The following is a 13,399-nucleotide window of genomic DNA, read 5'->3' as shown; positions in this document are numbered from 1 at the left end:
AAAGGTACACGAATGGACGAACTGAAGATTGAACAACAGGACGGCATCTGGCTGCTGAAGATGAACCGTCCAACCAGGCACAATGCCTTGAATACGGCTCTTACCCAGGCGCTGCTACAGGCTCTGGAGGACGCGAATCAGGCTGCCAGCTGCCGCGCGGTGGTTCTGGCCGGTGAGGGACCCTCGTTTTGCTCAGGAGCCGATACCTCTGAATTCCGGGGCTTCGGCGAACACCCGGAAGGAGCCCTGGCGCGCGCGGACCTCACCATGAGAGTCCATCAGATCTTCAGCACACTGGCCAAGCCCGTGGTGGCCGCCATCCACGGCAATGCGCTGGGAGGTGGTGCGGGCCTGGCGGTCGCCTGCGACATGGTCATTGCCGAGTCCGGCACGAGGTTTGGCTATCCAGAACTGAAGCACGGCATCTGTCCCGCAATCGTCATGGCGAACCTGACTCGGCAGTTGGGGCAAAAGCATGCGTTTGAACTGGTGTCCACCGGACGACTGCTCAGCGGGAGGGAAATGGAAAGCTGGGGTCTTGCAAACAGCTGTCTCGACGGCGAGGCGCAAGTGCTGCAAGCCGCCCTGGATGTCGCGCGGAAATGGGCTTCCTATTCCAGGCACGCCGTCGGCGCAACGAAGCGTCTGTTCTACCGCTGTGTGGACCTCAGCCTGACGGAGGGGCTTGAATGCGGTCGCGACACAAACGTGATGATGCGCACATTCCCCCGCGACCAGTAGCGCATTGAGACGGAAAGGAGCATAAATGAAACAGCAACCATCCGCCAAGTCCCCGGTCGTCATCTGTGAATGTTTTTGTCGCGACGGCCTGCAGCATGAGCCGACGATCCTGGATACCGCCACGAAGGTGCAACTTGTGGACCGCCTGTCGGCGATCGGGTTCGGACGCATTGAGGTCACCTCCTATTCGAACCCTGCCGTGATTGCGCAATTTGCGGACGCCAGCGATGTGCTGCGCGACATACAGCGCAAAAGCGGGGTGTATTACAAGGCCACTTGCGCGAACTTGCGGGCTGTCGAGCGAGCTGTCTCAGATCTCGAGAAGGGCTATGGCGCAAACGAAATCAGCGTCCTGGTGTCGGCAAGCGAATCGCATTCCCAAAAGAACCTCAAGCGCTCGCGCGCTGATCAATGGGACAACGTCCGGAATATGGTCGCACTGGCCAACGGAAGGTTCCGTGTCATTGGCACCATTTCTGTTGCTTTCGGCTGTCCGTTCGAAGGCCAGGTTGCTGTCGGGCAGGTACTCGACGATATACGGAAATTCCGGGCTCTGGGGGTTGAATACATCACATTGGGCGATACGACCGGGATGGCGACGCCTGAGACGACGAAATATCTGTTCCTGGAAATGGCGCGCGCGGTGCCAGACGTGACCCCCATCGCCCATTTTCACGACTCGCGCGGCACGGCCCTGCTCAATTATGTTGCCGCATACGAGGCCGGTGTTCGTTACTTCGACAGCGCGATGGGCGGGGTTGGCGGCCATCCGCACCAGGTCAAATACGGTGGAGGCTATACGGGCAATGCATGCACCGAGGATCTGGTGGGCATTTTTGAAAGCATGGGCATACCCACTGGCGTCGACAAAGACGGCCTGCTGCAAGTATCCGCTCATTGCGAAGACGTCCTGGGTCGTCAACTGCACAGCCATGTCACCCGCACAGGCTGGAATCCATTGGTAAATCCATGATAGACAAAATCTGTTCCTCACTCGAAGAAGCGGTGTCTGGCATCGCCGATGGCACTACGATCATGATTGGCGGCTTCGGCAATGCGGGCATGCCGTCGCAATTAATCGATGCCCTGCTCGAACAAGGTGCCCGTGATCTGACTGTCGTCAACAACAACGCCGGGAACGGCGAAACGGGGCTCGCTGCCCTGCTCAAGGCGGGCCGTGTGCGCAAGATGATCTGCTCTTTTCCCCGGCAGACTGATTCATACGTTTTCGACGAACTCTACAGAAACGGTCGAATCGAACTTGAGCTGACCCCGCAAGGCACTCTTGCCGAACGCATTCGCGCGGCCGGGGCCGGCATTGGCGGCTTCTTCACACCTACCGCCTACGGGACGGAGCTTGCGCGAGGCAAGGAAACACGGGTGATCGACGGCAAGCACCATGTGTTCGAGTCGGCGCTGCATGCGGACTTTGCGCTGATAAAAGCGCATAGCGGTGATCGCTGGGGAAACCTTGTCTACCGGAAAGCCGCGCGCAATTTCGCACCGATCATGGCGATGGCCGCAGCATGCACCATTGCTCAAATCGAGGAAGCCGTGAAGCTAGGTTCCCTCGACCCCGAACAAATCGTGACCCCAAGCATCTTCGTCCAGCGCTTGGTGGTCTGCAAGGAGGCACGCCCATGAAAGGCCTGACACACGAGCAGATGGCGCAGCGGGTGGCACAAGATATCCCCGAGGGTGCGTTCGTGAACCTCGGTATCGGCTTGCCGACCCAGGTAGCCGACTACCTGCCCCGGGACCGCGAAGTCATTCTGCATAGCGAGAATGGCATTCTGGGAATGGGCCCCACGCCCGATCCCAAAGACGAAGATCCCGATCTGATCAACGCCGGCAAGAAGCCAGTCACGCTACTGCCCGGCGGCGCATTCTTTCATCATGCTGATTCATTCGCGATGATTCGCGGCGGACATCTGGACATCTGCGTGCTGGGCGCCTACCAGGTGTCCCGGCGCGGCGACCTGGCCAACTGGAGCACAGGGGCCCCCGATGCGATCCCGGCCGTAGGTGGAGCCATGGATCTGGCCTTGGGCGCCAAACACGTGTTTGTCATGATGGACCACTTGACCAAGAAAGGGGTCAGCAAGATCGTTCCCGAATGTTCGTACCCGATTACTGGTGTTGCATGCGTCAATCGCATCTATACCGACCTAGCCGTCATGGATATTTGTTCGCAGGGCGTCGTTGTCAGAGAAATCCTGGTCGATATGAGTTTTGAAGATCTTCAAAGGGCGACTGACGTTACCCTTGTAAAACCGTGATTTTGGGGAGAGCCTGTAAACAGCCATGAAACAACACAACAAGCGAGTGCTCATCGCGGGCGCATCAGGCGTGATCGGGCAGGCCGCCCTGTCCAGATTTGAACGTGAAGGCTGGGACATCATTGCCTTGTCCAGGCGTGCACCGCGCATCTCCAGCCCCGAGCACGTCACCCATCTACCAGTCGATCTGACTGATCCGCATGCCTGCACCGCAGCCATCGCATCGTTTCCCGCAGTCACACACTTAGTGTACTGCGCCGTCCAGGAAAGCAACGATCTGAGGCAAGGTTGGCGCAACCCGGAGCAGATGCAAACCAATGCGCGGATGCTGCGCAACCTGACCGACCCGCTGATACGGGCCGGAAGCCTTGCGCACATGTCGCTGTTCCAGGGCACCAAAGCGTATGGCGCCCACTTGCATCCCATCCCCATCCCGGCCCGTGAAGATCTGCCCCGAGATCCCCACCCGAACTTCTACTGGCTGCAGGAGGATTACGCGCGCGATGTCTGCGCAAGGGAAGGCATCGCGTTCACGATCTTTCGCCCCCAGGTGGTGTTCGGTGATGTCGTCGGCGTGGCCATGAACCTGATTCCCGTGATCGGGGCCTATGCCGCACTGCGGCAACAGGAAGGGCTGCCATTTTCCTTTCCTGGTGGACCAGACTATCTACTTGAGGCAGTCGACTCTCGCCTGATTGCCGATGCGCTTCTGTGGGCAACGCAGGCCCCCACCGCAGCAAACGAAATTTTCAATATAACCAATGGGGATCTGTTCACCTGGCGCGGCATATGGCCCTTGCTGGCTGACTGTCTCGGAGTGGAAGCTGGCGAACCGGAGCCTCGAGCCCTGGCACGCTGGTTCCCTGAAAAGGCCGATGCCTGGGAAAACCTGGCGCAACGTAGGCGGCTGCGATGCGGCGACCTGGGGCAGCTTGTTGGCCATTCCCACCACTACGCTGACTTTTGTTTCGGCTACGGTGCCAAGCAGGCCATACCGCCCGCTCTCGTCAGCACAATCAAGCTGCGGCAAGCTGGCTTCCAGGGATGCATCGACACACAGAGTATGTTTCGTGAGGCCTTCGCATCCATGCGCCAGCTGGGATACCTGCCCTGACCTTATGATCGAAGCCCGCTCCCAAGGCGCCGGCGTGAGGCGTCACTCCAAAAACTGAGCGATCACGAGGATCTCGTTCAGTTTCCCGAATCAATCAACCTCGGCGTCTCGAACCGCCGGATCTTGCCGGTAGCGGGACGCACTTGATTCCAGTGTGCGACATCGAAGTCGATGACGGCCAACCCGGCTGTCGGGTATTTATCCCGCACACGGGTGGCAACAGGTCCACTGGCATCTCTGCTCAGTTCCAGGGCGAGGCTCTGAAACCCCGGATGATGACCAACCAGCAGCAGCGTATGAATATCGTCGCGGGTTTCATGAACGACCTGAAGGAGCGACCCGGCAGTGGCCTCGTAGAGGCGCGGATCATTGCGCCGGGGAATGGGTTGAGCGAAGGCGGAGCATGCCAGGTCCCAGGTCTCCTGAGCACGCCGGGCCGTGGAGACAATGACCAGATCGGGAGCAAGACCCTCTCTGGCCATGTACTTTCCCATCAGCGCACTGGCCTGCCGGCCACGCCCCGCCCGCAACGGCCTTTCATGGTCATCGACACCAGTGGGCCAGTCGGATTTGGCATGACGCAACAGCATAAGGCGACGTCTCGATGGCTCTACGGTGCTCATGTCCCCACGTCCCATGGCGTCGCGTGCGCAAGCGCCTTGTTCCTGAACCGTGCGTCCTCGGTCACTTCCGGGCCGAACCAGGCTGGCGGGAGGAAAGCCCTGGCTTGTGCCTCGGTAGGGAACTCGACCTCGACCAATACCAACGGCGACAGGTGCCTCGAAAACACGTCGAGCTCAAACTGAAGTCCGCCGGGGAGCTGCCCGACATGACGGGTTTTCTCGACCCGCCTGCCCACGGTTGCGGGCCAGAGCGTTTCGAACCGAGGCGCGTCGATCGCGATTTCACGTTCCTCGCGGATCATGCCCGCCCCTGATTTCACAGTCAGGAAATATTCGTTTCCGCTCTGCCGCAGCCGGACCTCGACCGAATCCGTGACTGCGGTCAGGTAGCCCTGACGGATCGACACGGCGGGCAGCCCCTCGGGCACCGGACCTTTGATGATGAACTTGCGCTCGATCTCGCTCATTCGTTCATCCGCCGGTCGAGTTCGTCGGACAGCGCCTGATACGCCTGGCTGGCCGGACCCTGCCAGGAAGTCGCCAGGACCGGAGCGCGAGTCAGCCCCATACGTTCGATTTCCGAGGCGAACGGGATCTGTGACTGCATGAACCGTTCGGGCCACGCCTGCGTCATCTCGGCGATCACGTCGTGGTGAAGATTCTTGACGCCCTGCACCATCGAGAAGAAGGCGTGGATCTTCTTTTCCTGCAGATTGTTTTCCCGGAAAAAAGTCTGCAGCTGTTCGAAGGTGCGTTGCGACAAGGTCGTCGGAATGAGCGGCACGACCACCGCGTCGGCGGCTCGAAACACGTTTTCCGACAACATCGAGATATTCGGCGGGCAATCGAGCAGCGCCACGTCATAATCGGACTTGACGGATTTCAGCACCTTTTTCAATTGCGACCGTCCATCCTTCATCCGCGACAGGAAAATATCGAAATCGCGAAACGCCATGTTCGCGGGCAGAATGTCGAGGTTGTCGTAATCGCTTCCGCGAATTGACTTGGCGACGCGATCCGTATCCCCGAAGAATCGGGCCTCGGTCAACTTACCCGAAGGCTTCACCCGGAAATAGAACCCGGAAGCGCCCTGCGGGTCGAGATCGCACAGCAGCGTGCGACGGCCCGAAGCGGCAAAGGCATAGGCGAGGTTCACGGCAGTCGCGGTCTTGCCAACGCCGCCTTTGTTGGAGTAGCAGGCGATGATCTGCATCAGATGTCCTTTCCGTCGTGGAAGAGTCTGCGAAAAGCCTGCCGCATCCCGTCGCCGCTGAAATGGGCAAACGCCTGGACGATCTTTTCATGTTCCACGATCTGCCTCTGGTGCAGCACAGTCACCAGCGCACCGATGCTCTGGGCAATTTCCAGTCTGCGAGGCTCATCGCCCAAGTCGTCCAAAAAGGCCAGGAGCCCTGCCTGCTGCACCACGCAATCGTTGAACGAGCCGAGGGAATCCTGGAGCTTTTTCAGTGACTTGAGAATATCATGAAGAACGTCCTGCTGGAACATGGGACCAAAGAACTCAATGAGATAGCGCAGCTTCTTGCATTCGACGCGCAGCGCGTGGACCTCGTCGTCCGGCATCCCTGCCGTCAGGCCCGCCGCGATTCGGCGAATCCGGCGATAGCGTTTCCGGATCAACTCGGAAGCTAGATCCTGGGACATGCGGTCGGCATTCGGACCGGGCAATAGAGTCTTTCGCCGGGAAAACAGGTCCATCAACGCCTCGATTTCCCTGATATACCCTTTGCCGCGTAGACGATCGGCCAGTCCGGCCCACGCAGCCAACCGCCGTTGGCCGACCCGTTCGAACATCCGGTCAAGCCCACCGTGCATTGTGTCGGGAACCATGGCGTAGAAGCTGCGCCGCTCCAGCAGATACACATCATCGTCGCGCAAAGGGCCTGTCGGCGCCATGAGCGCCGCGAATCGCGCTTTCAACGCAACCGTCTGTTCCGGTGCATAGACACCCTTGAACAAGCTCAGGACCGACCGGATCTTGCGCAGCGCAATGCGATAGTCATGCAGGAACTCGGTGTCGATATCGGCGACGATGCCTGGCTCATTGGCCCGGACGATAGGCAGGTGGGCGCCAATCAAAGCATTGGCCGCATCGAAAGCGGTGTCTTCGCGCCTGACCTCGACGCTCGGCCTTGCGGTGTAGCTCATGCTGGCTGGATGCATCACCCGGTAGAGATTACCGGCGGCCAGCGGCATTGCGTCGCAAGCGTGCAGGCGCGACAGCAGATCCCGCAGCGCCCCGCCATAGCCCCGCAGCTCCCCCACCGTAACCAGGACGATGGAATCGCCGTCAATGGGGCACAATTCGCGCAGATTCGCACTGACGCGGGTCTTGCCCCCGCCGTCTACCAGGGCAAGCCGGCCGCACCGCGCCGCACCCGACGTCACGGTCAACAGCGCCCGCAATGGCGGCAGATCGGCCAATGCCGCCTTGACCGGCCCCTCGGCGAATGCCGACACGAATCGAGCCTCGGGCGTGGCAGGCTGGCTCAAGACACGGCCGGAGGCGGACAGAAGATGTGCCCGGCCGCCTGCCTCCAGCAACAGCCTTTGCGAAGCACGCAGGCTTTGGTTGAAATTGTCCCGGATCGTAAATGGGTGCCCGCCCTCTTCCCATTCCAGCACCAGCGTCAGGTGCCTGTCGCCGCCCCGGGACAACCGGGCAAGCCGCGTTGCCCGCAAGTAAAAGGTCTCTTGCGTCAGGCCCCTGCCCCGGACTTTAGCGCTCGAGTCGGATGATCCAGGATCTGCTTTTTCAACGATGGGTCGCATGCGCATCCCTTCCTCAGCCACCTAGATCCCAGAGACATCTGTTCCGCCTCTGGCTTCCGTCAAGCAGACGTCATGATGTCAGAATTCGAAAACACTCATGCTCGCGTTTTCCAGACGTGAATGAGATAACGGATGCCCAACTGATCAGTCCTGATGTCAAAGATGCGCCAGCTGCTGGGTCAGATAGGAACTGAGCGAATTCATCTGCCCCACCGTCGAGTCCAGTGCTGTGAATTGCTGGCGGTAGTTTTCCATGTCCGCCGAGATCCGATCCGAGGTCTGGGTGTATTGGGATTGCAGGTCGGTCATCATCTGATTCATGCTGTCGCTGGCGTTCGAGAACAGCCCACCGGTCTGCAGCATGTTCGTGGAGAGGGTCTGGAAGGCGCTACCCAGACCGCTGGTCCCACCCAGCACCGCTTGCACGTCTCCAGGGTTGCTGGACAGTGCCGCCGACAGCGCATTGGTGTCCAGCGTGAGGCTGCCGCTCGTCGGATCGGTGCTCAGCCCCAGTTGGAAAGCGGACTGGTACGTGGTCGTGCCTGAGACCACCGTGTTCAAGGCACCAAACATTTGTTCCTGCACTTGCAGAGCCACAGGATCGCCGGTCAGGATGCTACCCGATTGGCTGGCTGTGTTATAGGCGGTCAGCGACTGGATGGTGGATTGTAGCCCGTTGTAAGCCGTCACAAAACCCTGGACGGCCTGCGTAATCTGCGAATCGTCGTGCGTGATGGATAGCGTCGAGGGCGACGCATCGACAGCCGACAGATTCAGCGTGACACCCTGGATGGCGTTTTGCAACGTATTGCTCTGGCTGGTGACGGCGATGCCATTGATATGCACCGAGGCATTGCTGGCCGCAGTTTCGGCGACGCTGGAGGCGGTGCCTTGGGTAAAGCCCAGCATTGACTGCAAGGCGCTATTGCTGCTGCTGATGCTGGTCACGGCTGACTGATCGCCGGTTTTGTTCGCGATCAGCATCAGGTGATAGGGAGTTGCGGAGCCGTCGTTGATGATCGTGGCAGAGACACCCAGGCTGGGATCGCCGTTGATCGCACTGACCAGGCCGTTGAGCGAGGTGTCCTTTCCGGTCAGATCCAGGGACTGCGTGGTGCCATTCTTCAGCGTCAGGGTCAGGGTTCCGCCCGTTCCGTTGGCCGTCGTGTTGCTGGTTTGGCCGGCCGTGTACAGGGTCTGGGCCGTGGCGAGCTGATCGACGGTCACGCTGTATTGACCGGCTACGGCACCGCTGCCTGCGCTGGCGGTAAAGGCTGAACCTGTCACGCTGGTTTTCAGGGCCGTGAAGGTCCCTGTGCTGCTCAGGGTTTGGGCCGCGGTTTGCAGGGCGCTGACCGCGCTCTTGAGTTTGCCGTAGGCCGAAATTTTTGCGTTGAGCGAGTCTTCCTGCGACTGGATAGGCTCCAATGCCAGATTTTCGTTGGTCTGCATCTGGGTCATCAGGCTGCCAAGCGGCAGGCCCGAGCCAACCCCCATCGAGGAAAAAGTGGAAGTATCCATGGAGGAGAAGGGTGCGACCGACAATGTCATCGTGGGCTCCGGCAGGTTTGCCTAGTAGTTGACGAATTTACGGCACGGCGGCGAAATCATTATTAGTATCTCCTGTAAAAGTTGAAACAACTTGATGCCGACAACTGGATTCTGGACAGCGTGGCTCATCCCGCACTAGCCATGCATCAAACACGCTACAATCAAGAGTTACCTGATTTGATCTGATCCATTACACGAATGAGCCAAACCCGCACGCGCCTAGTCATGGGCAACTGGAAAATGCACGGCAGCCTTGTGGACAACGCGGCATTGCTGGGCAGCCTGGTGTCGGGCGCAGCCCGCGCAGGGGATACCCAGCTGGCCGTGTGCGCACCGTTCCCGTACCTGGCCCAGGCGCGCCAGGTGCTGGCGGCAACGCCGATTTCCTGGGGCGCGCAGGACGTCAGCGTCCATGACCGGGGCGCTTATACGGGCGAAGTCTCCGCCGCCATGCTGGCCGATTTTGGCTGCACCTGGGTCCTGTGCGGCCATTCCGAACGACGGGCGCTGCATGGCGAATCCAGCGCGCTGGTCGCGGCAAAGGCCGCCACCGCGCTGGCATCCGGTCTGGCTCCGGTCGTGTGTGTCGGCGAAACCCTGTCCGATCGGGATGCGGGGGATGCCGAATGCGTGATCGGCGATCAACTGGAACCCGTCCTGGCGCTGGGGGCGGATACGCTGTCGCGCCTGGTGATCGCCTACGAGCCCGTCTGGGCGATCGGCACCGGTCGCACCGCCACGCCAGATCAGGCGCAAGCCATCCACGCCTTCATCCGTGCCGCGCTGGTCCGGCATGGGGCTGGCCAGACTCGTATTCTGTACGGTGGCAGCGTCAAGGCCGCCAATGCGTCCGCCCTGTTTTCACAACCCGACATCGATGGCGCCCTGGTCGGGGGCGCATCGCTTGTCGCCGACGAATTTCTGAATATTGCGGCCGCGGTCGCTCAATAAGCCCCCTAAGGCCCGGAGTTCTCTCATCATGCAATGGTTTTCCTCGATCCTGCTGACCCTGCAGGTCATCTCCTCGCTTCTGATCATCGTGCTGGTGCTGCTGCAGCAGGGCAAGGGTGCGGACATGGGGGCTGCTTTTGGCAGCGGTTCGGCGGGCAGCGTGTTCGGTTCCGCCGGGGCGGCAAACTTCCTGTCACGGGCAACGAAATGGGCGGCTGTCGTGTTTTTCGCGACCACCATTGGCCTGGCCTGGATCGCACACCATCCGGCCGGTTCGCCGATCGAGACCGGGATCATGCAGGGCTTCACCGCACCGGCGAAGGCGCCCACGCCTGCGCCCGCCACGGGCACTGCGGTGCCGAACGTCGGTCCCGCCGTGCCCAAGGCGCCGGCCGCACCCGCCGCGTCCGGACAGCCGGCTGCCGCAGGGGGCGCCACGGCACCAGCCGCGCAGGGTGCCGCATCGGTGCCGTCCGTGCCGGCCCCCACGAGCACCAAGTAGCCCACCTTCATGCTAGAATTGCCGTCTTTGTCGAAAGACGAAAAGCCGTCGTGGTGGAATTGGTAGACACGCTATCTTGAGGGGGTAGTGGCGAAAGCTGTACGAGTTCGAGTCTCGTCGACGGCACCACCGAATAGCCAAAAAAACCCGCAAATCTAACGGATGTGCGGGTTTTTTCATGGCCAGGCGCCTGGAATACCGGGTCAAGCCGGTCCGGGACGAACCCCGGATCTGGCGGGCTGGGCCGATGTCGCGGTGGGTGCGTCCCAGCCACCACCAAGGGCCTTGTATAGCGACACCAATTGCACGGCGGCGTTGGTATGCGCTCGCGCGGCTGCGGTTTCGGCCTCGTGCAGACTGCGCTGGGCGGCCAGCAGTTCAACCAGCGCAATATCGCCTGCGGCGTAGCGTGCCTTGGCGTGGCCGTAGCTGGTGCGCGAAGCATTCAGTGCCATGCCGCGGCGCTCCAGTGTGTCCAGCCCACCCTGGTAGTCGCCCAGCGCGCGTTCGGCATCGCCCAGCGCCGCCAGCACGGCCTGCTCGTAGGCCAGCGCGGCCTGCCGCTCGGCGGCTTCGCGGGCACGAATCTCGGCGCGGACGCGCCCACCCTCGAACAAGCGCCAGGAAATCAGCGGCAAGACGGAAAAGCGCGAGCTGGAGGCATCAAACCAATTGCCCGTGCTGAGCGCCTGGAATCCGCCGCCAACACCGATGGACAGCTTGGGAAACAGCTCTGCCGTAGCCACGCCAATATCGGCGGAACTCGCGGCCAGGCGCCGTTCCGCAGCCAGCACGTCAGGGCGCCGGCGCAACATATCGGCGCGCTCGCCCACGGGCGGCGCCCGCAGCGTGCTCGGCGCCAAGGGGCCGTCAAGCAGCGCCAGCTCCCGCTCTGGCGGTGCCCCCAGCAGCACGCCCAAACTGAGCACCGCGCCACGCTGACGCGTCTGGATATCCGGGATGAGCGCATTGACTGCCGCCCATTGGGCGTACGCCGCCTCCACGTCGGCGGCGGATGCGTCACCCTGCGCGTGCCGCAGGCGCACCAGATCCAAGGTCTGTCGCAGCGTGTCCAGTGTGGCCTCTTGAGCCTGCAACTCGTAGCGGGCGCCAACGGCGGTGAACCAGGTGCGCGCCACCTCGGCCACGATGCGCATGCGCACGCCCTGTGCCTCGATTTCGGTTGCCTGCAGGCGGGCGCTGGCGCCTTCCAGAGCGCGCCGCTTGGCGCCGAACAAATCGATCTCCCAGGCCGCGTCGAAGCCTGCGTCATAGATGGTCTGCGTAGCTTCCAGGCCGGGGATCCTGCCGACGGGCAAGGGGCCGTTCTCGCTTTGGCGGCGTCGGTTGACGCTCGCGCTGGCACCAACGGTGGGCAAAGCCTCGCCGGCCACACGATCGCGCAAGGCGCGTGCCTCATCGATGCGTGTCGCGGCCTGACGCAGATCCAGATTCTGTGCCAGCGCCGTGGCCATCAGGCGATCGAGGACCGGGTCGCCCAGTGCGGACCACCAATGGCTCAGGTCTTTGGACTGGGACTCACTGGCCAACGGCACGGTCCAGCCGCTGCCGACATCGACCGGCGGCGGTTCACGGTAGTCGGGGCCTACGGCCGCACAGGCTGTCAGCAGCGCACAGGACAGGGCCAGCGCGAGCGGGCGCATGCGCCCGGGGGCCAGCCCGGCGACAGCTGCATGAAGGACGGAAGTGGAGGTCTTGGTTTTCATTGCAGGCGTCCTCGGACGATTACGGTGGCCATCGTCAGCGTGGCAAGGGCGATGGCCGCCAACGGCCACAGGCTGGCCAGGATCTCGCCGGGCGGCATGGCCTTCAAAAAGCTGCCCTCGACGATGATCAGGAAGTGGGTCAGCGGAATGGCCTGCGCCAACCATTGAAAAATAGTAGGCATGTTCTCCACCGGCGTGGCGAACCCGGACATCAGCACCGCCGGCACGCCGATGGCGAAGGCGCCGAGGATGGCCTGCTGCTGCGTCATGCTGACCGCGGAAATCATCAGGCCGATACCGACCACCGACAGGATGAACAGCACCAGGCCGACGAGCAGCAGAGCGACCGAGCCGGTGAACGGAATGCCAAACAGGAAGACACCCGCGCTGATCATGAACAGCCCCAGCAGCGTGCCAATGGCGAGTGCCGGCAGTGATTTGGAAACGATGATTTCCGGCGTCGAGGTGGGCGAGACCAGCAACTGGTCGAAGGTGCCGAGTTCACGTTCGCGCGCAATCGACAACGACGTAATCAGCAGCGAACTGAACAGCGCCAGGATGCCGGTCAGGCCAGGCACGATGTACCAGCGGTAGACGAGGTTCGGGTTGAACCAGTGGCGCACCAGCACGGGCGAAGGTGCCTGTGTATCGGGCACCACCTCGGCGCCGACATCGGCAGCGATGGTCGACAGATAGGACACCGTGATCTGTCCAGAATTGCTGCGCCGGCCATCGACCAGCAGCTGCGCGCGACCGCTCTCGCCGGCGGCGATCGTGCGCGAGAAATCCACAGGAATGGTCAGCGCCGCGATCACTTCGCCGCGATCGATCAGTTCATGCAACTGCCGCCGGTTGTCGATGCGTCGCACGTGGGTGATGAACTGGGCGCTTTCCAGCCGCTGCACCAGTTCATGCGACCAGCGGCCCGCGTCCTGGTTGTAGACGGCGATATCGACATTGCGCACTTCCAGCGTGGCGGCAAAGGCAAACACCAGCAGTTGCAGGATGGGCGGCACGAACACCACCATGCGGCTGCGTGGATCGCGCAGAATGCTGAGCACTTCCTTGATGAACTGGGCGCGCAGGCGGGTAAACGAGAATGTGGAGGTCAACATGGA

The 13,399-nt window shown here is 61.6% G+C and carries 14 protein-coding genes and 1 tRNA gene; 8 read left to right on the top strand and 7 right to left on the bottom strand.

What is annotated here, in order from left to right:
• Nucleotides 1-12 precede the first annotated feature (12 nt).
• The 5 genes from ABCV34_RS01370 to ABCV34_RS01350 are packed head-to-tail and all read left to right on the top strand — an operon-like array spanning nt 13 to nt 4,134.
• Nucleotides 13-741 (top strand): enoyl-CoA hydratase/isomerase family protein, encoded by a 729-nt coding sequence (locus ABCV34_RS01370; protein WP_345797467.1) that lies wholly within the window; start codon nt 13-15, stop codon nt 739-741.
• A gap of 25 nt (nt 742-766) precedes the next feature.
• Nucleotides 767-1,714, top strand: a complete 948-nt coding sequence (locus ABCV34_RS01365; protein ID WP_345797466.1) for a hydroxymethylglutaryl-CoA lyase — start codon at nt 767-769, stop codon at nt 1,712-1,714.
• Nucleotides 1,711-2,385 carry a 3-oxoacid CoA-transferase subunit A gene (locus ABCV34_RS01360; RefSeq protein ID WP_345797465.1) on the top strand — a complete coding sequence of 225 codons (675 nt, stop codon included), beginning with the start codon at nt 1,711-1,713 and terminating at the stop codon, nt 2,383-2,385. Before ABCV34_RS01365 ends, ABCV34_RS01360 begins: the two co-directional genes overlap by 4 nt.
• Nucleotides 2,382-3,020, top strand: coding sequence for a 3-oxoacid CoA-transferase subunit B (locus ABCV34_RS01355; RefSeq protein ID WP_345797464.1), 639 nt, complete (start codon nt 2,382-2,384; stop codon nt 3,018-3,020). Before ABCV34_RS01360 ends, ABCV34_RS01355 begins: the two co-directional genes overlap by 4 nt.
• A 25-nt stretch (nt 3,021-3,045) precedes the next feature.
• Complete coding sequence (locus ABCV34_RS01350; protein ID WP_345797463.1) at nt 3,046-4,134, top strand: SDR family oxidoreductase; 1,089 nt, start codon at nt 3,046-3,048, stop codon at nt 4,132-4,134.
• 77 nt (nt 4,135-4,211) lie between these two features.
• Here the strand turns inward: ABCV34_RS01350 and ABCV34_RS01345 are convergent, their stop codons facing one another.
• The 5 genes from ABCV34_RS01345 to fliD all read right to left on the bottom strand — a co-directional run bounded on the left by ABCV34_RS01345 (nt 4,212) and on the right by fliD (nt 9,101).
• Entirely contained in the window at nt 4,212-4,724 is a 513-nt protein-coding gene (locus tag ABCV34_RS01345) for a histidine phosphatase family protein (RefSeq protein ID WP_345797461.1), read from the bottom strand.
• Between the two features lie 29 nt (nt 4,725-4,753).
• Entirely contained in the window at nt 4,754-5,224 is a 471-nt protein-coding gene (locus ABCV34_RS01340; RefSeq protein WP_345797460.1) for a CYTH domain-containing protein, read from the bottom strand.
• Nucleotides 5,221-5,970 (bottom strand): AAA family ATPase, encoded by a 750-nt coding sequence (locus tag ABCV34_RS01335; RefSeq protein ID WP_345797459.1) that lies wholly within the window; start codon nt 5,968-5,970, stop codon nt 5,221-5,223. Before ABCV34_RS01335 ends, ABCV34_RS01340 begins: the two co-directional genes overlap by 4 nt.
• Nucleotides 5,970-7,550 carry a CHAD domain-containing protein gene (locus ABCV34_RS01330; protein WP_345797458.1) on the bottom strand — a complete coding sequence of 527 codons (1,581 nt, stop codon included), beginning with the start codon at nt 7,548-7,550 and terminating at the stop codon, nt 5,970-5,972. Before ABCV34_RS01330 ends, ABCV34_RS01335 begins: the two co-directional genes overlap by 1 nt.
• 156 nt (nt 7,551-7,706) lie before the next feature.
• Entirely contained in the window at nt 7,707-9,101 is a 1,395-nt protein-coding gene (gene fliD / locus ABCV34_RS01325) for a flagellar filament capping protein FliD (RefSeq protein ID WP_345797457.1), read from the bottom strand.
• Between the two features lie 198 nt (nt 9,102-9,299).
• Between fliD and tpiA the strand changes: the two genes are divergently transcribed.
• From tpiA to ABCV34_RS01310, 3 genes are all read left to right on the top strand, one after another.
• A complete protein-coding gene (tpiA, locus tag ABCV34_RS01320) occupies nt 9,300-10,052 on the top strand; it encodes a triose-phosphate isomerase (protein ID WP_345797456.1) in 753 nt (250 codons plus the stop codon).
• A gap of 28 nt (nt 10,053-10,080) precedes the next feature.
• Nucleotides 10,081-10,554 carry a preprotein translocase subunit SecG gene (secG, locus tag ABCV34_RS01315; RefSeq protein ID WP_345797455.1) on the top strand — a complete coding sequence of 158 codons (474 nt, stop codon included), beginning with the start codon at nt 10,081-10,083 and terminating at the stop codon, nt 10,552-10,554.
• A 44-nt stretch (nt 10,555-10,598) separates the two neighbouring features.
• A tRNA-Leu gene (locus ABCV34_RS01310) sits at nt 10,599-10,683 on the top strand.
• 74 nt (nt 10,684-10,757) lie between these two features.
• Here ABCV34_RS01310 and ABCV34_RS01305 read toward each other — a convergent pair.
• Together ABCV34_RS01305 and ABCV34_RS01300 are read right to left on the bottom strand one after the other, a co-directional pair.
• Complete coding sequence (locus tag ABCV34_RS01305) at nt 10,758-12,281, bottom strand: efflux transporter outer membrane subunit (protein WP_345797454.1); 1,524 nt, start codon at nt 12,279-12,281, stop codon at nt 10,758-10,760.
• Nucleotides 12,278-13,396 (bottom strand): ABC transporter permease, encoded by a 1,119-nt coding sequence (locus ABCV34_RS01300; RefSeq protein WP_345797453.1) that lies wholly within the window; start codon nt 13,394-13,396, stop codon nt 12,278-12,280. The genes ABCV34_RS01305 and ABCV34_RS01300 overlap by 4 nt, the downstream gene beginning before the upstream one ends.
• Between the last annotated feature and the right edge of the window lie 3 nt (nt 13,397-13,399).

It is taken from the genome of Castellaniella sp. MT123 (genome assembly GCF_039614765.1).
Lineage (GTDB): Bacteria > Pseudomonadota > Gammaproteobacteria > Burkholderiales > Burkholderiaceae_B > Castellaniella.
The sequence above is the reverse complement of the archived record's forward strand: the minus strand, read 5'-3'. Positions and strand labels throughout refer to the sequence as shown.